The sequence below is a fragment of the Streptomyces yokosukanensis genome (assembly GCF_001514035.1).
In the GTDB taxonomy this organism is placed as follows: Bacteria; Actinomycetota; Actinomycetes; order Streptomycetales; family Streptomycetaceae; genus Streptomyces; species Streptomyces yokosukanensis.
Window position 1 is genome coordinate 57135 of sequence record NZ_KQ948225.1, and the last position, 20376, is coordinate 77510.

Here is a 20376-nt window from a genome sequence, read left to right on the forward strand (position 1 = left end):
TGTGTTCTCTCGCGCACATCCCGCGCCCTTCGGCCGCTCTCCTCACCCGGCGCTCTCCAGCTTCTGGCCCTTCAGCAGGAACCACGCCGCGAGCGCCGTCGCCAGCAGGACCGCCGCTCCCGCGCCGGAGGCCAGGTGCAGGCCGTGGACGAAGGATTCGCGGGCCGCGTCGAGCATCTGCTGGGCCGTGTGCGGGGGCAGGTGGGTGGACGCCTCCACGGCCGCCCCCAGTGACTCATGGGCCTGGGGCGGGGTGTCCGCCGGGCCCGCGAAGGTGCGGTAGGCACCCGTCACGATCGAGCCCAGCAGGGCGATGCCCAGGGCCGCGCCCAGTTCGTACGCCGTCTCGGAGACCGCCGAGGCGGCGCCCGCCTCTTCCTTGGGCACGCTGGAGAGGATCACGTCCGCGGTGACCGTGAAGGAGAAGCCCGCGCCGACGCCCACGACCAGGAGCGCGGCGCCGAGGATCGGGTAGCCGGTGGACTGGCCGAGCGTCGTCAGCACGGCCAGGGCCAGGCCGACCGCGGCGAGGCCGCCCGAGACCACCGCGCGGACCGAGAAGCGGCGGGCGGCGCGGCCCGCGATCAGACCGGCCACCACCGCGCCCACGGCGGCGGGCAGTTCGGCGAGACCGGCCTCGAACGGGCGCCTGCCCTGGACGAGTTGCAGATACTGGGAGAGGAAGAACACCAGGCCGGACATGCCGAGCACGGTCAGCAGATCGGCGAGGACCGCCCCGCTGAAGCCGCGCCGGCGAAACAGCCGCATGTCCAGCAGCGGGGTCGGCATGGTGAGCTGGCGGTGGACGAAGCCGTACAGTGCGGCGGCGCCCAGCAGGCCCGCGGCGAGCGTGGGGCCGGTGACGCCGTGCGTGGCCGCCTCCTTGACCGCGTAGACGACGCCGATCATGCCGACCAGCGACAGGACGACGCTGATCAGGTCCCAGGGGCCGGGGTTGGGGTTGCGGGACTCGGGCAGGGTGCGGATGCCGACGAGGACCAGGACCGCCATCACCGGCAGGTTGATGAGGAAGACCGAGCCCCACCAGAAGTGTTCGAGCAGGAAGCCGCCCGTGATCGGGCCGACGGCCGTGCCGGCGGAGGCGGTGGCGCCCCAGATGCCGATCGCGAAGCTCCGCTCGCGCGGGTCGTGGAAGAGGTTGCGGATCAGGGCGAGGGTGGCGGGCATCAGGGTCGCGCCCGCGACGCCGAGCAGCGCCCGCGCCAGGATCATCAGTTCGGGAGTCGTCGCATAGGCGTTGAGGACGGATATCGCGCCGAACGCCGTGGCACCGCCGAGCAGGATCCGCTTGCGGCCGATGCGGTCGCCGAGGCTGCCCATGGAGACCAGCAGACCGGCGATGACGAAGGAGTAGACGTCGCCGATCCACAGGAGCTGGGTGCCGGAGGGGTTCAGGTCTTCGCTGATGTAGGGCGTTGCCAGACCGAGAACGGTGGCGTCGACGGCCACCAGCAGCACGGCCAGGACGAGGACCGAGAGCGCGAGCCAGCGGCCCGGACGCTTCTCCACCTCCGCCACGCGCGCCGGCTGCAGGGTGCTGGTCATGATTCCTCTCTTCGTTACGCGTTCGTACGTCGTGCGCCGCCGAGCAGCAGCTCGACGATCATGTAGGTGAAGTCCTTGGCGGCCACCCGGCCCTCCGCCACCGCCCAGGCGCCGGAGGCCAGCAGGCCGTAGAGCGCCTCGGTGAGCCAGGCCGGGGTGAGGTCGATGCGGAACTCGCCGCTCTCCTGGCCGCGCCGGAACAGGGCCGTGAGTCGTTCGTCGATGCGGGCCCAGCCCTGGTGCTGCTGCTCGCCCTCGAACAGCTGGTTCTCGGTGTAGAGGAAGGAGAGGAGTCCGGCGGCGGGCTCGATGGCGCGGACCAGGCGGTGGACGGCCTCGGCCGCCGGGCCCTCGTCCAGCCGGGCGACCTCCAGCGCCGCCTCGCACTCCTCGATGCCGAGCGCCTCCAGCGCCCGTACGAGCGCGTCGCGCCCGGCGAAGTGGCGGTGCAGCGTGGCGCGGCTGATTCCGGCTGCCTTGGCGACCTCGTCCATGGTCGCGGTGGATTTGCGGGTCAGCAGGGCGGCAGCGCTGCGCAGCACCTGGTCACGGTCGAGAGCCATGAGACGATGATAGAGCATGTGAGACATTCTTGTCTCACTACAGGCATGAATGACTCATCTCCGCAGGTCATCGCAGGTGATCCGCCGGCCGGCGCGCACGTGCGGGTCAGTGCCAGGGCAGCTGTGCGCGCCGCTCCCAGTAGGCGCGCGGGTCCTCCGCGAGTGCGGCGAGGCGGGTGAGCTGGTCCGCGTCGAGGTCGACGGCGGGGGCGTGGAGGTTGGAGACGAGCTGGGGGACCGTCGCGGCGCCGGAGAGGACGACACCGGCCCACGGCTGGCGCAGGATCCAGGCGAGGGCCACCGCGTCGCAGCCCAGGGCGGTCTCCTCGGCGACGGCCCGCAGGGCCTGCGGGGCGCGTTGCGCGGCCAGCCGGCCGTTGGCCATGCCCTCCTTGACGATCACCGTGAGCCCGGCGTCGTGCGCCTCGGCGAGCGCGGGGCCCGCCGAGGTCTCCAGGGCGTTGTACGTCGACTGGACGGTACGGAAGAGGCGTTCGCCCTCGACGGTGATCTCCAGGGCGGCGCGAACGGCGTCGGCCTGGGCGGGGCCGCTGGTGGAGAAGCCGACGGTCAGCCCTTGGGCGGCGGCCTCGGCGAGCCGGGCGTGCAGGTCCTTGTCGGTGAGGGCCGGGCTGTCCGGGGTCACCGAGTGGATCTGGTAGAGGTCGAGCCGGTCGCCGAGCAGCGCGTCGGTCTCGGCGCGCTGCCGCTCGTACGCGGCGGGGCTGTGGTCCTTGACCTCGTGCCGTTCGGCGTCGGTGGACCAGCCGGCGGTGTAGGTGTAGCCCCACTTGCTGCCGACGACGACGTCGTCGATGTCGGGGCGGGCGTTCAGCCAGTCGGCGAGGAACTCCTCCGAACGGCCGTAGGAGCGGGCCACGTCGAAGTAGCGCACACCCTGGGCGTAGGCGGCGTCGAGGAGTTCGAAGGTGCGGGTGCGCAGCGCCTCGACGCTGCGGTTCGCCCCGAGGTCGTCCTCCCGGCCCAGGTTGATGTAGCCGGGGCGGCCGACGGCGGCCAGCCCGAGACCGATGTGGCAGGTCGGCGTGGTCGCGTGCGCGAGACGGGCGAAGGGCATCGCGGGCTCCGTTCGGTCGGCTGACTGACGACCAACGTAACCCGCGACGCCCTCACGTCACTTCTTTGCGTCCGCCCACGCGTGCTGCGCCGCCACGTCCGCCGCGACCTCGGCCAGTTGGACGGCGACCGCGCTCGGTGCCGTGCCGCCGCGGCCGTCGCGGGAGGCCAGTGCGCCCGGGACGTCGAGGACGGAGCGGACCTCGGGGGTGAGGTGCGCGGAGATCTTCGCGAACTGCTCGTCGGTCAGCTCGTCCAGTTCCTTGCCCTCGGCCTCGGCGACCTTCACGCACTCCCCCGCGACCTCGTGGGCCACGCGGAACGGCACGCCCTGCTTGACCAGCCACTCGGCGATGTCGGTGGCGAGCGAGAAGCCGGCCGGGGCCAGCTCCTGCATGCGCTCGCGGTGGACCGTGAGGGTGGCCATCATGCCGGTGAAGGCGGGCAGCAGCACCTCCAGCTGGTCGCAGGAGTCGAAGACCGGCTCCTTGTCCTCCTGGAGGTCGCGGTTGTAGGCGAGCGGGAGGGCCTTGAGGGTGGCCAGCAGACCGGTCAGGTTGCCGATCAGGCGGCCGGACTTGCCGCGCGCCAGCTCCGCGATGTCCGGGTTCTTCTTCTGGGGCATGATCGACGAGCCGGTGGAGAACGCGTCGTGCAGGGTCACGAAGGAGAACTCCTTCGTGTTCCAGATGATGACCTCCTCGGCGATCCGGGAGAGGTTCACACCGATCATCGCGGTGATGAAGGCGAACTCCGCCGCGAAGTCGCGGGAGGCCGTGCCGTCGATGGAGTTGCCGACGCTGCCGTGCTCGAAGCCGAGGTCCTCGGCGACCGCCTCCGGGTCCAGGCCCAGGGAGGAGCCGGCGAGGGCGCCGGAGCCGTACGGCGAGACCGCCGTCCGCTCGTCCCACTGGCGCAGCCGCTCGGCGTCCCGGGACAGGGACTGCACATGGGCGAGGACATGGTGGGCGAAGAGCACCGGCTGGGCGTGCTGCAGATGGGTGCGGCCGGGCATCGCGACGTCCGGGTGGGCCTCGGCGAGGCCGATCAAAGCGTCCTGGAGGTCGGCGATCAGACCGCCGATCGTGCGGGCGTGGTCCCGCAGGTACATCCGGAAGAGGGTCGCCACCTGGTCGTTCCTCGACCGGCCCGCGCGCAGCTTGCCGCCGAGGTCCGGGCCGAGGCGCTCCAGCAGGCCGCGCTCCAGGGCGGTGTGCACGTCCTCGTCGGCGATGGTGCCGACGAACGCGCCGGAGGCGACATCGGCCTCCAGCCGGTCGAGACCGGCGAGCATGCGGGTCAGCTCGTCCTCGGTGAGCAGCCCCGCCTTGCCCAGGACGCGCGCGTGGGCACGCGACCCGGCGATGTCGTACGGCGCGAGGCGCCAGTCGAAGTGGACGGACGCGGACAGCTTCGCCAGGGCCTCGGCGGGACCGTCGGCGAAACGGCCGCCCCAGAGCCGTACGTCACCGCTGCTGCTGCTCACTTGCGTTGCTCCTAGAGAGAGGTGGATGTGCGAACCGTACTCAGGCCAGGTCACGCCGGGCGGCGATCTTCGACGACAGGCTGTGGATGTCGATGAAGCCCCTGGCGGCGGACTGGTCGAAGCTGTCGCCGGTGTCGTAGGTGGCGAGGCTGAAGTCGTACAGGGACGACTGCGAGCGCCGGCCGGTGACGACCGCGCGTCCGGCGTGCAGGGTCATCCGGATGTCGCCGCTCACATGCTGGTTGGCCTCCGCGACGAAGCCGTCCAGAGCGCGCTTGAGCGGGGAGAACCACTGGCCGTCGTAGACCAGTTCGCCCCAGCGCTGCTCGATCTGGCGCTTGTAGCGGGCGAGTTCACGCTCGACGGTGACGTTCTCCAGCTCCTGGTGGGCGGTGATCAGGGCGATCGCGCCCGGGGCCTCGTACACCTCGCGGGACTTGATGCCGACGAGCCGGTCCTCGACCATGTCGATCCGGCCGACGCCCTGGGCGCCGGCCCGCTCGTTGAGCTGCTGGATCGCCTGCAGGACGGTGACGGGGCGGCCGTCGACGGCGACCGGGACGCCCGCCTCGAAGCCGATGACGACCTCGTCGGGCTCGCGCGAGACGGCCGGGTCGGCCGTGTAGTCGTAGATGTCCTCGATCGGGGCGTTCCAGATGTCCTCCAGGAAGCCCGTCTCGACCGCGCGTCCGAAGACGTTCTGGTCGATGGAGTACGGCGACTTCCTGGTGGTGGCGATCGGGAGCCGCTTGGCCTCGCAGAAGGCGATCGCCTTGTCCCGGGTCATCGCGTAGTCGCGGACCGGGGCGATGCACTTCAGGTCGGGGGCGAGGGCGACGATGCCGGCCTCGAAGCGGACCTGGTCGTTGCCCTTGCCGGTGCAGCCGTGGGCGACCGTGGTGGCGCCGTGCTTCTCGGCGGCGGCGACCAGGTGCTTGACGATCACCGGCCGGGACAGGGCGGAGACCAGCGGGTAGCGGTCCATGTAGAGGGCGTTGGCCTTGATCGCCGGAAGGCAGTACTCCTCGGCGAACTCGTCCCTCGCGTCGGCCACCTCGGCCTCGACGGCACCGCAGGCGAGGGCGCGCTTGCGGATGACGTCCAGGTCCTCGCCGCCCTGGCCGACGTCCACCGCGACGGCGATGACCTCGGCGCCCGTCTCCTCGGCGATCCAGCCGATGGCGACGGAGGTGTCCAGACCGCCCGAATAGGCGAGTACGACGCGCTCGGTCACGGGTTCCTCCTCACACTGCACCTGCTGTCATGCATGAGTATGCAGAACTCTGCATGATTCGTCAATCGAGACCGAACGGTGAGCGCTTTCGCGTTTTCCTTAGACAGGCGAAGGGATTGCGTCGATAATCGTTAGGCATGGGAAAGACTTACGAGCGCATCGACGGCAGGCTCCGGACCTTCATCGAGGAGCAGCCCGTCTTCTTCACCGCGACCGCGCCGCTGTCCGGCGACGGCACGGTCAATCTCTCCCCCAAGGGCCTCAGGGGTTCCTTCGCGGTGCTCGACGAGCTGACCCTGGCGTATCTCGACTTCGCCGGGTCCAACGCCGAGACCGTCGCCCACCTCAGGGAGAACGGACGGATCACCCTGATGTGGTGCGCCTTCCAGGGCCCGCCGAACATCGTGCGCGTGCACGGCCGGGGCGAGCCCGTCTTCCGGGACGACCCGCGCTTCGCGGAACTGCTCGCCCACTTCCCGGACATCGACCCGAGCCCGCACGGGCTGCGGGCGATCATCGTCGTACACGCGGAACTGGTCCGGGACAGCTGCGGGTACGCCGTCCCCCACATGGCCTACGAGAGCGATCGCGAGCTGCACGGAAAGCGGTTCGCGCGAGAGGACGACGCCTCGCTGAGCGCCTACTTCGCGAAGAAGGAGCACATCGCGACGAGCCTGGACGGACTACCCGGGCTGCCGTTGCCGCTCCCCCCGTCTACCGTCTGAGCCATGCGCCCCGGTGTCGTGCTCGCCCTCGTGTCCGCGTCCTCGCTCGCCCTGCTCGGGCTCGCACCGGACTCCGTGTGCGCGCCGCTGCCCGCGCGCATGAAGGACACCGGCGGCGGCAGCCAGCTCATCACCGCCCAGGCCCCGCGCACGGACTCCACGTCCGGGACCCTCACCCTGTGGGACCTGCGGCACGGACAGTGGGTGCGGGCCGGCTCCGCACCGGCGCGGTTCGGGGCGAAAGGCCTGGTGGAGGGGGTGAAGCGAAAGCAGGGGACGAACACGACACCGACCGGGCTGTACGCTCTTCCGTTCGGCTTCGGGATCAAGGCGGCGCCGGGCGGGACACGGGTCAAGTACCGTGCGGTGAAAGCGGGTTCGTGGTGGTGCGAGGACAACGACTCACGGTCGTACAACCGGTGGGTCGAGCCGCTGCCGCACGACTGCCGTGGGTCGGAGTCCGAGCATCTGGTCTCCTACACGGCTCAGTACGCGTACGCGCTCGTCATCGGGTTCAACTACGACCGGCCGGTCCGTGGGCGCGGTGCCGGGATCTTTCTGCATGTCAACGGGCGGGCGGCCACGGCTGGATGTGTGTCGGTGCCCCAGGACGCGATGCGGCGGATCCTCTCCTGGGCCGAGCCGGCGAAGCACCCGCACGTCGCGATCGGGACGGTGGACGGGGCGACGGCTCTCACCCGGTACTGACCTCGCCGTGGGCCCCGTGCGACGGAGCCGCGATCGGACGCGGCCCCGCCCGGACCGGGCTCAGCTCGGCAGACTGATCCTGAACGTCGTGGAGCCCGGTCCGCTCTGCAGCCCCACGCTCCCCCCGTGTGCCTCCGCCACCGCCGCCACGATGGACAGGCCGAGGCCCGCGCCGGAGCCGGAGGCGTCGGTGGGGCGGCGGTGCTCGGCCCGGGTGAAGCGTTCGAAGACGCCGGGCCGGACCTCCTCGGGGACGCCCGGGCCGTCGTCGTGGACCGAGACCACGGCCGCACCGGCTTCCGTCTCCAGGGTCACCGTCACCTTGGTGCCCGCGGGTGTGTGCAGACGCGCGTTGGCCAGCAGGTTGGCGAGCACCTGATGGAGGCGGTGGGTGTCGCCCGGGACCGTCACAGGCTCCTCGGGCAGGTCCAGCGTCCAGCGGTGCCCGGGGCCGGTGGCGCGGGCGTCGGTGACCGCGTCCAGCACCAGACGGGTCAGGTCGACGGGGTGGCGCTCCAGGGGGCGGCCGGCGTCGAGGCGGGCCAGCAGCAGCAGGTCGTCGACCATCTCGCCCATGCGGGCGGACTCGGCCGTGATGCGTTCCAGCGCGCGGGTCACCTCCGGTGGCACCGGGCCGGGGTGGAGCAGGGCCAGCTCGGCGTGACCGCGCACGGAGGCGACCGGGGTGCGCAGCTCGTGGCTGGCGTCGGCGGCGAAGCGGCGCAGCCGCTCCTCGACGGCGTGCCGCTTGGTGAGGGCGTCCTCGACGTGGCCGAGCATGCGGTTGAAGGCCGCGGCGACCCGGCCGACCTCACCGCCCGGGTCGGCGTCCGGGGCGCGCGGCGGCAGCGCCACCTCGCCGCTGGCCAAGGGCAGCTCGCTGACCCGGGTGGCGGTGGCGGCGACCCGGCTGAGCGGCCGCAGCGACCAGCGCACCCAGCAGGCCCCGGCCACGCCGGCCACCACCAGGGCCAGGCCGAAGACGCTCGCGGCGACCAGCTCCAGCCGGTGGACCGTGGCCTGGACCGGCTCCAGCGGCAGGCCGACCATCAGTACGTCCCCGTCCCGGCCGGCGGAGGCGACGACCCGGTAGTCGTCCAGCGCGGACAGCTCGACGGTGTGGGGCCGGCCGTCGACCGGCACCCGGGCCAGCCGGGCGGCGTCCCGCGCGGTCAGGTCGACGTTCAGGTCCGCCGCCGGGTCGCCGGAGCGGATGAGGCCCTTGTTGGTGACCGTGCCGTTCAGCAGGCGGGCGCCGAAGGTCCCGGTGGCCGTCCGGCGGGTGTCGCCGTACTCGTCCCCGTCGTGGTCGTCGGGCAGCCGGCCGTTGTGCTCCAGGCTCTCCGGGAACCGGGTGCCGACCTGGGCGAGCTGCTCGTCCAGGCGCTGGGTGAGGAAGCCGTTCAGCTCGACGACCGCCGCCACGCCCACGGCCGCGCAGCTCACCGCCAGGAGCACCACCAGACCGGCGGTGAGCCGGGCGCGCAGGGTGCGGGGCCGGGGCAGCCGGGCCAGGCGTGCCCGGATGTCCGGGCGGCTCACCTGGTCACCGGCTTCAGCACATAGCCCGACCCGCGCACCGTGTGGATCATGGGCTCGCGGCCCGCGTCGACCTTCTTGCGCAGATAGGAGATGTACAGCTCCACGACATGGGCCCGGCCGCCGAAGTCGTAGGACCACACCCGGTCGAGAATCTGCGCCTTGCTGAGCACCCGGCGCGGATTGCGCATGAGGAAGCGGAGCAGCTCGAACTCGGTGGGCGAGAGTTCGATCAGGTCCCCGGACCGGGTGACCTCGCGAGCCTCCTCGTCCATCACCAGCTCGCCCACGGTCAGCCGCGGCCCGTCCTCCAGCTGCCGGGCCATGCCCGCCCGGCGCAGCAGACCGCGCAGCCGGGCCACGACCTCCTCCAGGCTGAAGGGCTTGGTGACGTAGTCGTCGCCGCCCGCCGTGATGCCCGCGATCCGGTCCTCGACCGCGTCCCGGGCCGTGAGGAAGAGGACGCAGACGTCCGGCTTCACCTCGTGCAGCCGGCGCAGTACGGCGAAGCCGTCGGTGTCCGGGAGCAGCACGTCGAGCACGACGGCGTCCGGCAGCAGCTCGCGCGCGGCGGCCACGGCCGAGCCGCCGTCGCCGGCCGCGCGCACCTGCCAGCCCTCGTAGCGCAGGGCGCCGGTGAGCACCTCGGCCAGGTCGGGGTCGTCGTCGACGACCAGGACGCGCAGCGGGGTGCCGTCGGGGCGGGTGAGGGCCGGACGGCCGGAGCGGGTGGTGTTCATCGCGCCTCCCAGCATCACCCCTCGGGACGGGTGGGAGGTACCGCCTCCGCTCTGAGTTTCCTGTGAGTGCGCTCACCGACGTCCTGAACGCCGCCTGCGGACACCCTCTGAGTCCGCTCTCGACATGCCTGGTCAGCGGGGGTGTTCACAGGGACCTCAGAACTTCGCCCCGCACAGTGGCCGGGCACGACGGAGGAAGGGACGACGACTGATGACCACTGTGGATGCGCGGCGGGCGGCACCGCCCCTGCCCGCGAGCGCACGGCGCTCCCCCGCGGGGCCGGTGCTCGCGGTGCTGTGGGCCGGGGCCGCGGCCGTGGTCGCGCTGTGGTGGGCGGACACCCCGTCCGTGGTGGGCACGGCCGGCCGGCTGACCGGCGCCGGACGGATCGCCGGGCTGCTGTGCGGGTACGCCTGCGCGGTGCTCGTCGGCCTGATGGCGCGGGTGCCGCTGCTGGAGACCCGGGTCGGCTCGGACCGGGTGGCGCGCTGGCACGCGATGGCCGGCCGCTACACGGTGTGCCTGCTCGCCGCCCACATCGGGCTGATCCTCGCCGGGTACGCCGCCCAGGACCGGGCCTCGCTGTGGCACGAGACGGTGACCGTCGTCCTGGACTACCCGGACATGCTCAAGGCCACCGCCGGCACGCTGATCCTCTTCGCGGTCGGCATCACCTCGGCCCGCGCCGTGCGCCGCCGTACGAGCCACGAGTTCTGGTACTACGTCCACCTGCTGACGTACGCGGCCGTGTTCCTGGCCTTCTTCCACCAGCTGGCCCTCGGGAACGAGTTCAACGGCAAGCCGGTCGCGACCGCCCTGTGGTACGGGCTGTACCTGGGCGTCGCCGCTCTGGTGCTGTGGTTCCGGATCCTCGCACCGGTCCGCCTCAACCGGCGCCACCGGCTGCGCGTGGAGTCGGTGCACGCGGAGGCGGCGGGGGTCTACTCGGTCGTCGTGCGCGGGCGGCACCTGGAGCGGCTGGGGGCACGGCCGGGGCAGTTCCTGCGCTGGCGGTTCCTCGGCGCGGGCATGGGCTGGACGTCGACGCCGTACTCCCTGTCGGCGCCGCCGCGCCCGGACCGCCTGCGGATCACGGTCAAGGCGCTCGGCGACCACAGCGCGGCCGTGGCCCTGCTCAGGCCCGGCACCCGGGTGTGGGCCGAGGGGCCGTACGGCGCGCTGACCGCCGACCGGGCCACCGCCCACCGCTCGCTGCTCATCGCGGCCGGCGTCGGCGTCACCCCGCTGCGGGCCCTGTTCGAGACGCTGCCCGGCGAGGTCACCCTGCTGTACCGGGCCCGGCGCGCCGAGGACCTGGCGCTCGGCCAGGAGCTGGAGGCGATCGCCCGCCGGCGCGGCGCGCGGGTGCTGTACGCGCTGAACGGTCCGGGCGGGCAGCGCCCGGACATCTCGGCGCGGTCCCTGTCGGCGACCTTCCCCGGACTGCCCGGCCACGACGTCTATCTGTGCGGTCCGCACGGCTTCGCGCAGGAGATGTACGAGGCGCTGCGGGCGGCCGGGGTGCCGGACCGCCGTATCCATCACGAGTCGTTCGAGCTGTGAGGCCGTACACGTGCACGCGTTGAAGAAGAACCGTCCCCTGCGCCGCATCGTGCTGGCGAGTGCGGCCACCGTCTCCGCGATGGTGCTGCTGTTGGCGCTCAAGCCGCACACGAGCCCCATGGCGGTGGCGGCGGGCACCAAGTCGCCCGCGTCGTCGAGCAGTTCCGGATCGCCGGGCAGCGGCACCAGGACCGCCACCGGCGACACCGTCCAGACCCGCTGGGGCCCGGTCCAGGTGCGGGTGACGATCGAGAGCGGCAGGCTGACCGACGTCACGGCCCTGCGGTATCCGCAGGACAACCCGCGCGACCAGGAGATCAACAGCTACGCCCTCCCCCAGCTGCGGCGCGAGGCGCTGGCCGCGCAGAGCGCGCGCATCGACATGGTCTCGGGCGCCACGTACACCAGCACCGGGTACCAGCAGTCCCTCCAGTCCGCGCTGGACTCGGCGGGGCTCTGAACACTCAGCGCATGCGCCACGTATCTCTGGGCCAAGGGCCGAGTCCCACGGAGGAACCGTGACCACCACGCTCGCAGGCGGACGTGCCGCCCGCCGCCAGACGATGCGCCGCATCCGCCCGCGCCGCAGCCCGGCCGTACCGCTGCTGCTCGCCGTCGGGGCGGGCGCGGCGGCCGTGCTGTGGCTCTGGTGGCACAACACACCCTCGATCGCCGACAACACCGGCAGGATCCTGAACGCGGGCCGGATCACCGGACTGCTCGCCGGCTATCTGATGGCGCTGGTCGTGCTCCAGATGGCGCGCGTGCCGGCGCTGGAACGCCGGGTCGGCTCGGACCGGGTGGCCCGCTGGCACGCGAGGAGCGGCCGGTACACGCTCTGCCTCATCGCGGCGCACGTCTTCCTCACCATGTGGGGGTACGCGCTCCAGGCGGGCAAGTCGCTCGGTGACATCGTGCAGCAGACGGTCGACTCCGTCGAGCAGCTGCCCGATGTGGGCAAGGCGGCGATCGGCACGGGCCTGTTCGTGCTGATCGGGCTGACGTCGATCGGCGGGATCCGCCGCCGGATGCCGTACGACACCTGGTACCACGTCCATCTGATGACGTACGCGGCGGTGTTCCTGACGTTCTGGCACCAGATCACCACCGGCAACGACTTCGCGGTCGAGCCGGCCGCCAAGATGTTCTGGTACGGCCTGTACGGCGCGGTCACCGCGCTCGTGGTCTGGTATCGCATCCTCACCCCGATCCGGCTGAACCTGCGGCACCGGATGCGCGTGGAGGCGGTGATCGAGGAGACGCCGGGCATCGTGTCGGTGCTGATCGGCGGGCGCAGGCTGCACCGGATGGGCGCGGAGGCGGGCCAGTTCTTCCGCTGGCGGTTCCTCGCTCCCGGGATGCGCTTCAGCTCGCACCCGTACTCGCTGTCAGCGGCGCCCCGCCCGGACATGCTGCGGATCACGGTGAAGGCGATCGGCGACCACAGCGCCCGGCTGCGCGAGCTGACGCCCGGCACCCGGGTGTGGGCCGAGGGCCCGTACGGCGCGCTCACCGCGCAGCGCCGCAGCCGGGGCAAGGTGCTGCTGGTCGCGGGCGGGGTGGGCATCACGCCGATGCGGGCGCTGTTCGAGACGCTGCCCGGCGCGGCCGGTGACATCACCCTGCTCTACCGGGCCAACAGCACCCAGGACCTGGCGCTGTGGGACGAACTGGCGAAGATCGCCGACGAGCGGGGCGCCCGGCTGATGTACGCGGTGAACAGCCCGGACGGCGAGCGGCCGGACATCTCCGCGGAGAACCTCCGGCGGAAGATCCCGGACATCGACCGGCACGACGTCTTCATGTGCGGCCCGGCCGGGTTCGCGCAGTCGGTGTACGAAGCACTGCGCGGCGCGGGGGTTCCCGCCCGCCGTATCCATCACGAGTCGTTCGAGATGTGAGCGGGAGCACCGCAAAGACCGCGAGCTACGGAGAGATACGGACAGATGAGGAAGAGCCATCCCATTCGACGGGTCGTGCTGGCCACCGCCGCCACCGTGTCCGGTGTCGTCCTGCTGCTGTCGCTGAAGCCGGCGTCCGGTCCGGCCGCCGCGTCGGCGGCGGGCGCGGCACCGCAGGCGACGGCGTCCGGGCAGGCACCGCAGGGCGGCGCGCAGGCGGCCGGCGCGGCGGGCGGCACGGTGACCGGAGACGCCGCCCAGACGCAGTACGGGACCGTGCAGGTACGGCTGACCGTCGCCGGCGGGAAGATCACCAAGGCGGAGGCGGTGCAGGCGCCCAAAGGCGGACTGAGCGACCAGAAGACGGCGTTGGCCGTCCCCAAGCTCAACCAGGAGGCCGTCGCCGCGCAGAGCGCGCGGATCGACGCGGTCTCCGGGGCGACGTACACGAGCACCGGCTACACGAAGTCGCTCCAGTCGGCGCTGGACAGGATGAAGTCGTCGGCCGGCTCGACGGGGGCTGCAGGCTCCTCGGGGTCGTCCGGCTCCTCGGGTGCATCCGGCTCCTCGGGGGCTTCCGGCTCCTCGGGCGCCGCGCAGGCCCGTACGGTCACCGGGAAGGTCGCGCAGACCCAGTACGGCCCGGTCCAGGTGCGGATCACGGTCAGCGGGGGCAAGATCACCCAGGCCTCGGCCGTGCAGGCACCCAAGGGCGGACTGAGCGACCAGAAGACGGCGTCGGCCGTCCCCAAGCTCAACCAGGAGGCCGTCACGGCCGGCAACGCGCACATCGACGCCGTCTCCGGCGCCACCTACACCAGCACCGGCTACCAGCAGTCCCTCCAGTCGGCGCTGGACCAGGCCGGTGGCTGACACGGTGGCCGAGCCGGCGAAGGCTCCCGCCGCGGTGCGTCATGCGGAGGAGGTCATGGGGACCGTCTTCTCCTTCGACGTCCGCGGCGGGGAACCCCGCGCGGTGCGCGCGGCCCTGGCCGAGGCGGTCGCCGCGCTGCACGAGGCGGACGCCGTGTTCAGCACCTACCGCGAGGACAGCGAGATCGCGCGGCTGGCGCGGGGCGAACTGACCGTCGACCGGTGCGCGCCCGAGGTGGCCGAGGTGCTGGACCTCGCGGCGGAGGCGGAACGGGTGAGCGAGGGCTGGTTCAGCAGTCGCTATCGGGGCCCGCTGGATCCCACCGGCATCGTCAAGGGCTGGGCCGCCGAGCGGGCGGCGCGGCTGCTGGCGGGGGTGGCCGGGGTGCGGGGGGTGAGCGTCAACGGGGGCGGGGACGTCCAGTTGCTGGGCACCGCGGAGCCGCAGCGGCCGTGGCGGGTGGGGGTCTCCGACCCGCTCCGGCCGGGCGGACTGGCGGCGGTGATCTCGACGGCGGGCGCGGCCGAGTTGTCGGTGGCGACCTCGGGCACGGCGGAACGGGGTGCGCACATCGTGGATCCGCGGACGGGGAAGCCGGCGGTGACGGATCTGGTCGCCGTGACGGTCGTGGGGCCGCGGCTGACATGGGTGGACTGCTGGGCCACGGCGGCGTTCGCGATGGGCTCGCGCGCCGGGCTGGCCTGGCTGGAGTCCCTGCCGGACGTGGAGGGCCTGCTGATCACCGCGGGCGACGAGGTGCGCTGCACCGGGGGGTTGGCGGCGAGGCTCGGCTGACAGCGACGCCTGCGGACCACATTTTCCAGCGACCTTTTCGCCGCGGAGCCATCCGGTTCCCGTCCCGGGACGTATCCCGTGTACAGCGAGTTTCGGGAGGAACCCCATGACTGTCTTCAGCAGTCTCCTCCCTGCCGTCCACGGTGACCACGAGAAGGACACCTCGCGTCACGACCACGGCCGGCGTCACGACCACCACCACGGCCACGACCACGATCACGGGCACCGCCACGGCCACGGCCACGGCGACCACCACGGCCACGACCACTACTGAGAGCGCACACCAGGCTGAGCGGACCGGTGGCCGAAGGCGCCGGTCCGCCTCGCCGAACCCCAGGTGGTGACCGAGCCGCGGCGCGAGTCGTAGATCTGGGCATGGCGCCATGCCCGCTCGAACGTCGACTGGGCGACGTCCCCGGCGAGTTGTTCGTCCCCGGTGACGGCCATGGCGACCCCGAAGACCCGGCGCTGGAACCTTCGTACGAAGACGACCGCGAGTTCCGGGTCCCCGGTGGCCAGCCCGGACAGCAGAGCCTCGTCCGGGAGGCGGTCCACCGGGGACCGGAGAGCCGGCACACCTCTGGATACGGTCGACGGCCGCCAGGGGATTGCCCGCCCGCCTGCCCGCCCGCCTGCCCGCCCGTCGCGGAAGATCACATTCTCATTCTCCGCCGACGGGCGGGGCGACGCATGCGGGCTCCGGGCTCGTCACCGCGCGTTCAGTGCCCGTTCTGCGCCAGTCGCAGCATGTGGTCCGCCAGCGCCTGACCGCCGGTCGGATTCCGGCTGATCAGCATCAAGGTGTCGTCGCCGGCGATGGTGCCCAGGATGTCGTGCAGTTCGGCCTGGTCGATGGCGGAGGCCAGGAACTGGGCCGCGCCCGGCGGGGTGCGCAGGACCACGAGGTTGGCGGAGGCCTCCGCGGAGATCAGCAGCTCCTGGGAGAGCCGCCGCATCCGCTCCTCCTTCGCCGACTCCCCCAGCGGCGCGCGAGGGGTGCGGAAGCCGCCCTCGCTCGGCACCGCGTAGATCAGCTCGCCGTCGGTGTTGCGGATCTTCACCGCGTTCAGCTCGTCGAGGTCCCGGGAGAGCGTCGCCTGGGTGACGCTCAGCCCGTCGTCGGCGAGCAGCTTCGCCAGCTGGCTCTGGGACCGCACCGGCTGCCGGTTGAGGATGTCCACGATCCGGCGGTGCCGCGCGGTACGGGTCTGCGGCACGGCGGGTCCGCCCTGCTCGTGGTCCTGCGCCTGGCTCATCGTCGTCTCATTCTCCGGATCGTCCGTCCCCGCCCGCTGGGTGCGCTGCGTCGAGGATGCCGGGCAGCGCCTGGAGGAAGGCGCCCACCTCGTCGTCGGTCAGGTTCAGCGGCGGCATCAGCCGTACGACGTCGGGAGCGGGCGCGTTCACCAGGAACCCGGCCTCCTGGGCCGCCTGCTGCACCTGCGGCGCACGCGGCCCGGTGAGCACGATACCCAGGAGCAGACCGGCACCCCGCACATAGTCGATCAACGGGTGGCCGAGCCCCTCGATTCCCTCGCGGAGCTTCTCGCCCTGCCGCTTGACGTTCTCCAGCAGTCCCTCGCCGGCGATGGTGTCGAGGACGGCGAGTCCGGCGGCGCAGGCGACCGGGTTGCCGCCGAAGGTGGTGCCGTGCTGGCCGGGGTGGAGGAGTTCGGCGGCCCGGCCGAAGGCCACGGTGGCGCCGAGCGGCAGTCCGCCGCCGAGCTGCTTGGCGAGGGTGACGACGTCGGGGAGCACGCCTTCGTGGGCCTGGTACTCGAACCAGGTGCCGGTGCGGCCGACGCCGGTCTGGACCTCGTCCAGGACCAGCAGGGCGCCGGTGGCGGCGGTGATCGCGCGGGCGGCCTTCAGATAGCCGGCCGGGGGCACCACCACTCCGTTCTCGCCCTGGACCGGCTCGATGATCACCAGGGCCGTCTCCTCGGTGACGGCCGCCGCGAGTGCCTGTGCGTCGCCGTAGGGCACATGGGTGACATCGGCGGGCAGCGGCCGGAACGGGGCCTGCTTGGCGGGCTGGCCGGTGAGCGCGAGGGCGCCCATCGTACGGCCGTGGAAGCCTCCGTCGGTGGCGACCATGTGGGTGCGCCCGGTGAGCCGGCCGATCTTGAAGGCGGCCTCGTTGGCCTCGGCGCCGGAGTTGCAGAAGAAGACCCGGCCGTCCCGGTCGAAGAGCTGGAGCAGCCGTTCGGCGAGGGCGATGGGGGGCTCGGCCATGAAGAGGTTGGAGACGTGGCCCAGCCGGCCGATCTGCCGGGTGACGGCCTCGACGATCGCCGGGTGGGCGTGGCCGAGGGCGTTGGTGGCGATGCCGCCGACGAAGTCGAGGTACTCGCGGCCCTCGGCGTCCCACAGCTTCGCGCCCTCGCCGCGCACGAGGGCCAGGCTCGGGGTGCCGTAGTTGTTCATGAGCGCGCCCTGCCAGCGCTGGGTCAGTTCCTGGTTGCCCGTCACTGCGCGTCCCCCTCGAGTTCGTCGGGCACGACCATCGTGCCGATGCCTTCGTCGGTGAAGATCTCCAGCAGGATCGAGTGCTGGACCCGGCCGTCGATGACGCGGGCGGTCGTCACACCGCCGCGCACGGCGTGCAGACAGCCCTCCATCTTCGGCACCATGCCGGAACTCAACTCCGGCAGCAGCTTCTCCAGTTGGGAAGCGGTGAGTCGGCTGATCACCTCGTCGGAGTTCGGCCAGTCCTCGTAGAGGCCCTCGACGTCGGTGAGGACCATGAGGGTTTCGGCACCCAGTGCGGCAGCGAGTGCCGCAGCCGCCGTATCAGCATTGACGTTGTAGACATGTCCGTCGTCCTGGGAGCGGGCGATCGACGACACGACCGGGATACGGCCGTCGGCGAGCAGCGCCTCGATGGCGCCCGTGTCGATCTCGGTGATCTCGCCGACCCGCCCGATGTCGATGCGTTCGCCGTCGATCTCGGGCCGGTGTCTGGTGGCGGTGATGGTGTGGGCGTCCTCGCCGGTCAGGCCGACGGCCAGCGGGCCGTGCTGGTTGAGCAGCCCGACCAGTTCACGCTGCACCTGCCCGGCGAGCACCATCCGTACGACGTCCATGGCGTCCTCGGTGGTGACGCGCAGGCCTGCCTTGAACTCGCTGACGATGCCGTGCCGGTCGAGGGCGGCGCTGATCTGCGGGCCGCCGCCGTGCACGACGACCGGCTTGAGGCCGGCGTGCCGCAGGAAGACGACGTCCTGGGCGAAGGCGGCCTTCAGCTCCTCGTTCACCATGGCGTTGCCGCCGAACTTGATGACGACGATCTTGCCGTGGTGCCGGGTCAGCCAGGGCAGCGCCTCGATGAGGATCTGGGCCTTCGGCAGGGCCGTGTGCTTGCGTGTGGTTCCGGTGCTCATGACGAGTAGGCGCTGTTCTCGTGGACGTAGTCGGCGGTGAGGTCGTTGGTCCAGATCGTCGCGGTCTCGGTGCCCGCGGCCAGGTCGGCGACGATGTGCACCTCGCGGTAGCGCATGTCGACCAGCTCGCGGTCCTCGCCGACGGAGCCGTCCTTGCACACCCACACGCCGTTGATGGCGACGCTCAGCCGGTCCGGTTCGAAGGCGGCCCGCGTGGTGCCGATGGCGGAGAGGACGCGTCCCCAGTTGGGGTCCTCGCCATGGATCGCGCACTTGAGGAGGTTGTTGCGGGCGATGGAGCGGCCCACCTCCACGGCGTCCTGCTCGCTCGCCGCGTTGACGACCTCGACCTTGATGTCCTTGCTGGCGCCCTCGGCGTCACGGATCAGCTGCTGTCCGAGGTCGTCGCAGACCCGCGTCACGGCCTCGGCGAACTCGGCGTACCCCGGGGTGATGCCGGAGGCGCCGGAGGCGAGCAGCAGCACGGTGTCGTTGGTGGACATGCAGCCGTCGGAGTCGACGCGGTCGAAGGTGACCGCGGTCGCGGCGCGCAGGGCCCGGTCGAGCACCTCGCTGTCGAGGTCGGCGTCGGTGGTGAGGACGACCAGCATGGTGGCGAGGCCCGGGGCGAGCATGCCCGCGCCCTTGGCCATGCCGCCGACGGTCCAGCCTCCCCCGGACTCCGAGGTGACCACGGACGTCTTGTGGACGGTGTCGGTGGTCTTGATGGCGATGGCGGCCTTCTCGCCACCGTGCGGGCTGAGCTGGGCCACCGCCTTGTCCACGCCGGGCAGCAGCCTGTCCATCGGCAGCAGCACACCGATCAGTCCGGTGGAGCAGACGGCGACATGGCCCGGGGCGTGGCCGCCCGTCTCGTCGTGGCCGGCGGCGTTGAGCGAGGCGGCGACCTTCTCGGCGGTGGCGTGGGTGTCCTGGAAGCCCTTGGGGCCCGTGCAGGCGTTGGCACCGCCGGAGTTCAGGACGACGGCGGTCAGCTCGCCGCCCTTGAGGACCTGCTCGGACCACAGGACCGGCGCGGCCTTGACGCGGTTGGAGGTGAAGACGCCCGCGGCGGCACGGCGGGGACCGTCGTTGACCACGAGGGCCAGGTCGGGGTTGCCGTTCTCCTTGATCCCGGCGGCGATGCCCGCCGCCGTGAATCCCTTGGCTGCCGTGACACTCACGGTGCGACTCCGATCGTGGAAAGCCCGGTGGTCTCGTCGAGGCCCAGGGCGATGTTCATGCTCTGTACGGCACCGCCGGCGGTGCCCTTGGTCAGGTTGTCGATGGCGCTGATCGCGATGATGCGGCCCACGGACTCGTCGTACGCGACCTGCACCTGAACGGCGTTCGAACCGTGGACGGCGGCCGTCGCGGGCCACTGGCCCTCGGGAAGCAGACGGACATAGGGCTCGTCGGCGTAGGCCTTCTCGTACGCGGCGCGCACGGAGTCCGCCGTCACTCCCGCGAGCGCGGCCGCGCTGCACGTGGCGAGGATCCCCCGGGACATCGGTGCCAGGGTCGGCGTGAAGGAGACCGCGACCCGCCGCCCGGCCACCTCGCTGAGGTTCTGGATCATCTCGGGGGTGTGCCGGTGGCCACCGCCGACGCCGTACGGCGACATGGAGCCCATGACCTCGCTGCCGAGCAGATGCGGCTTGGGCGCCTTGCCCGCGCCGGAGGTGCCGGACGCGGCGACGATCACCGCCTCGGGCTCGGCGAGCTGGGCCGCGTAGGCCGGGAACAGGGCGAGGGAGACGGCGGTGGGGTAGCAACCGGGCACCGCGATGCGCCTGGACCCCGCGAGCCGGGCGCGGGCACCGGGAAGTTCGGGCAGGCCGTAGGGCCAGGTGCCGGCGTGCTCGGAGCCGTAGAACCGCACCCAGTCGGCCGGGTCCCGCAGCCGGAAGTCGGCGCCCATGTCGATCACGAGAACGTCCGGCCCGAGCTGCTCGGCGACAGCGGCGGACTGGCCGTGCGGCAGCGCCAGGAAGACGACGTCGTGCCCGGCGAGCGCCTCGGCCGTGGTCTCGGCCAGGACGCGGTCGGCCAGCGGGAGCAGATGCGGCTGCAGTGCGCCGAGCCGCTGGCCGGCGTTGGAGTTTCCGGTCAGGGCACCGATCTCGACCTCGGGGTGGGCAAGGAGCAGCCGCAGGACCTCTCCGCCCGCGTATCCGCTCGCTCCGGCCACCGCCGCACGTACCGCCATGTCCATCCTCCT

20 protein-coding genes and 1 pseudogene are annotated in these 20376 nt (G+C 72.1%); 8 read left to right on the forward strand and 13 right to left on the reverse strand.

Features of this window, described 5'->3' with window-relative positions; translation table 11 throughout:
* Positions 1-42: 42 nt before the first annotated feature.
* The 5 genes from AQI95_RS36140 to AQI95_RS36160 all read right to left on the reverse strand — a co-directional run bounded on the left by AQI95_RS36140 (position 43) and on the right by AQI95_RS36160 (position 5926).
* The gene (locus AQI95_RS36140) at positions 43-1566 is read right to left on the reverse strand and encodes an MFS transporter (protein ID WP_067134236.1); all 1524 of its coding nucleotides are present in this window, start codon (positions 1564-1566) and stop codon (positions 43-45) included.
* 14 nt (positions 1567-1580) lie between these two features.
* Entirely contained in the window at positions 1581-2129 is a 549-nt protein-coding gene (locus tag AQI95_RS36145; RefSeq protein WP_208614353.1) for a TetR/AcrR family transcriptional regulator, read from the reverse strand.
* Between the two features lie 106 nt (positions 2130-2235).
* A complete protein-coding gene (locus AQI95_RS36150; RefSeq protein WP_067134240.1) occupies positions 2236-3207 on the reverse strand; it encodes an aldo/keto reductase in 972 nt (323 codons plus the stop codon).
* Positions 3208-3264: 57 nt separating this feature from the next.
* On the reverse strand, positions 3265-4692 hold the full coding sequence (gene argH / locus AQI95_RS36155) for an argininosuccinate lyase (protein ID WP_067134241.1): 1428 nt from the start codon (positions 4690-4692) through the stop codon (positions 3265-3267).
* A gap of 40 nt (positions 4693-4732) precedes the next feature.
* On the reverse strand, positions 4733-5926 hold the full coding sequence (locus AQI95_RS36160; protein WP_067134243.1) for an argininosuccinate synthase: 1194 nt from the start codon (positions 5924-5926) through the stop codon (positions 4733-4735).
* Positions 5927-6063: 137 nt separating this feature from the next.
* Between AQI95_RS36160 and AQI95_RS36165 the strand changes: the two genes are divergently transcribed.
* Positions 6064-6651 (forward strand): pyridoxamine 5'-phosphate oxidase family protein, encoded by a 588-nt coding sequence (locus AQI95_RS36165; RefSeq protein ID WP_067134245.1) that lies wholly within the window; start codon positions 6064-6066, stop codon positions 6649-6651.
* Between the two features lie 3 nt (positions 6652-6654).
* Positions 6655-7359, forward strand: a complete 705-nt coding sequence (locus tag AQI95_RS36170; RefSeq protein WP_067134248.1) for a L,D-transpeptidase family protein — start codon at positions 6655-6657, stop codon at positions 7357-7359.
* Between the two features lie 60 nt (positions 7360-7419).
* Here the strand turns inward: AQI95_RS36170 and AQI95_RS36175 are convergent, their stop codons facing one another.
* Together AQI95_RS36175 and AQI95_RS36180 are read right to left on the reverse strand one after the other, a co-directional pair.
* The gene (locus AQI95_RS36175) at positions 7420-8901 is read right to left on the reverse strand and encodes a sensor histidine kinase (RefSeq protein WP_244188961.1); all 1482 of its coding nucleotides are present in this window, start codon (positions 8899-8901) and stop codon (positions 7420-7422) included.
* A complete protein-coding gene (locus AQI95_RS36180) occupies positions 8898-9638 on the reverse strand; it encodes a response regulator transcription factor (RefSeq protein ID WP_067134456.1) in 741 nt (246 codons plus the stop codon). Before AQI95_RS36180 ends, AQI95_RS36175 begins: the two co-directional genes overlap by 4 nt.
* 211 nt (positions 9639-9849) lie before the next feature.
* Between AQI95_RS36180 and AQI95_RS36185 the strand changes: the two genes are divergently transcribed.
* The 6 genes from AQI95_RS36185 (at position 9850) to AQI95_RS45510 (ending at position 15046) form a co-directional block, all read left to right on the forward strand.
* Entirely contained in the window at positions 9850-11202 is a 1353-nt protein-coding gene (locus tag AQI95_RS36185; RefSeq protein ID WP_067134251.1) for a ferredoxin reductase family protein, read from the forward strand.
* 10 nt (positions 11203-11212) lie between these two features.
* The gene (locus AQI95_RS36190) at positions 11213-11662 is read left to right on the forward strand and encodes an FMN-binding protein (RefSeq protein ID WP_067134255.1); all 450 of its coding nucleotides are present in this window, start codon (positions 11213-11215) and stop codon (positions 11660-11662) included.
* A 58-nt stretch (positions 11663-11720) separates the two neighbouring features.
* Entirely contained in the window at positions 11721-13103 is a 1383-nt protein-coding gene (locus AQI95_RS36195) for a ferredoxin reductase family protein (protein WP_067134258.1), read from the forward strand.
* A gap of 45 nt (positions 13104-13148) precedes the next feature.
* A complete protein-coding gene (locus AQI95_RS36200) occupies positions 13149-13976 on the forward strand; it encodes an FMN-binding protein (protein WP_208614354.1) in 828 nt (275 codons plus the stop codon).
* On the forward strand, positions 13969-14772 hold the full coding sequence (locus tag AQI95_RS36205) for an FAD:protein FMN transferase (protein WP_425264945.1): 804 nt from the start codon (positions 13969-13971) through the stop codon (positions 14770-14772). The genes AQI95_RS36200 and AQI95_RS36205 overlap by 8 nt, the downstream gene beginning before the upstream one ends.
* Positions 14773-14878: 106 nt before the next feature.
* On the forward strand, positions 14879-15046 hold the full coding sequence (locus tag AQI95_RS45510) for a hypothetical protein (protein WP_167361982.1): 168 nt from the start codon (positions 14879-14881) through the stop codon (positions 15044-15046).
* Between the two features lie 59 nt (positions 15047-15105).
* Here AQI95_RS45510 and AQI95_RS36210 read toward each other — a convergent pair.
* The 6 genes and pseudogenes from AQI95_RS36210 to argC all read right to left on the reverse strand — a co-directional run.
* Positions 15106-15348 (reverse strand): annotated as a pseudogene (locus AQI95_RS36210) (sigma factor); the annotation flags it as partial.
* Between the two features lie 143 nt (positions 15349-15491).
* Entirely contained in the window at positions 15492-16028 is a 537-nt protein-coding gene (locus AQI95_RS36215) for an arginine repressor (RefSeq protein ID WP_067134260.1), read from the reverse strand.
* Between the two features lie 7 nt (positions 16029-16035).
* Entirely contained in the window at positions 16036-17244 is a 1209-nt protein-coding gene (locus AQI95_RS36220) for an acetylornithine transaminase (protein ID WP_079071762.1), read from the reverse strand.
* A complete protein-coding gene (gene argB / locus AQI95_RS36225; RefSeq protein WP_067134263.1) occupies positions 17241-18155 on the reverse strand; it encodes an acetylglutamate kinase in 915 nt (304 codons plus the stop codon). Before argB ends, AQI95_RS36220 begins: the two co-directional genes overlap by 4 nt.
* The gene (gene argJ, locus AQI95_RS36230; protein ID WP_067134266.1) at positions 18152-19339 is read right to left on the reverse strand and encodes a bifunctional glutamate N-acetyltransferase/amino-acid acetyltransferase ArgJ; all 1188 of its coding nucleotides are present in this window, start codon (positions 19337-19339) and stop codon (positions 18152-18154) included. Before argJ ends, argB begins: the two co-directional genes overlap by 4 nt.
* Positions 19336-20364: an N-acetyl-gamma-glutamyl-phosphate reductase gene (gene argC, locus AQI95_RS36235; RefSeq protein ID WP_067134462.1), complete on the reverse strand. Its 1029-nt coding sequence runs from the start codon at positions 20362-20364 to the stop codon at positions 19336-19338. The genes argJ and argC overlap by 4 nt, the downstream gene beginning before the upstream one ends.
* Positions 20365-20376: the final 12 nt, after the last annotated feature.

Bases quoted from the DNA above. Each gene is read 5' to 3' on its own strand.
- AQI95_RS36140 (WP_067134236.1), bottom strand. From the start codon at position 1,566: ATGACCAGCACCCTGCAGCCGGCGCGCGTGGCGGAGGTGGAGAAGCGT.
- AQI95_RS36145 (WP_208614353.1), bottom strand. From the start codon at position 2,129: ATGGCTCTCGACCGTGACCAGGTGCTGCGCAGCGCTGCCGCCCTGCTG.
- AQI95_RS36150 (WP_067134240.1), bottom strand. From the start codon at position 3,207: ATGCCCTTCGCCCGTCTCGCGCACGCGACCACGCCGACCTGCCACATC.
- AQI95_RS36165 (WP_067134245.1), top strand. From the start codon at position 6,064: ATGGGAAAGACTTACGAGCGCATCGACGGCAGGCTCCGGACCTTCATC.
- AQI95_RS36170 (WP_067134248.1), top strand. From the start codon at position 6,655: ATGCGCCCCGGTGTCGTGCTCGCCCTCGTGTCCGCGTCCTCGCTCGCC.
- AQI95_RS36180 (WP_067134456.1), bottom strand. From the start codon at position 9,638: ATGAACACCACCCGCTCCGGCCGTCCGGCCCTCACCCGCCCCGACGGC.
- AQI95_RS36185 (WP_067134251.1), top strand. From the start codon at position 9,850: ATGACCACTGTGGATGCGCGGCGGGCGGCACCGCCCCTGCCCGCGAGC.
- AQI95_RS36200 (WP_208614354.1), top strand. From the start codon at position 13,149: ATGAGGAAGAGCCATCCCATTCGACGGGTCGTGCTGGCCACCGCCGCC.
- AQI95_RS45510 (WP_167361982.1), top strand. From the start codon at position 14,879: ATGACTGTCTTCAGCAGTCTCCTCCCTGCCGTCCACGGTGACCACGAG.
- AQI95_RS36215 (WP_067134260.1), bottom strand. From the start codon at position 16,028: ATGAGCCAGGCGCAGGACCACGAGCAGGGCGGACCCGCCGTGCCGCAG.
- argB (WP_067134263.1), bottom strand. From the start codon at position 18,155: ATGAGCACCGGAACCACACGCAAGCACACGGCCCTGCCGAAGGCCCAG.
- argC (WP_067134462.1), bottom strand. From the start codon at position 20,364: ATGGCGGTACGTGCGGCGGTGGCCGGAGCGAGCGGATACGCGGGCGGA.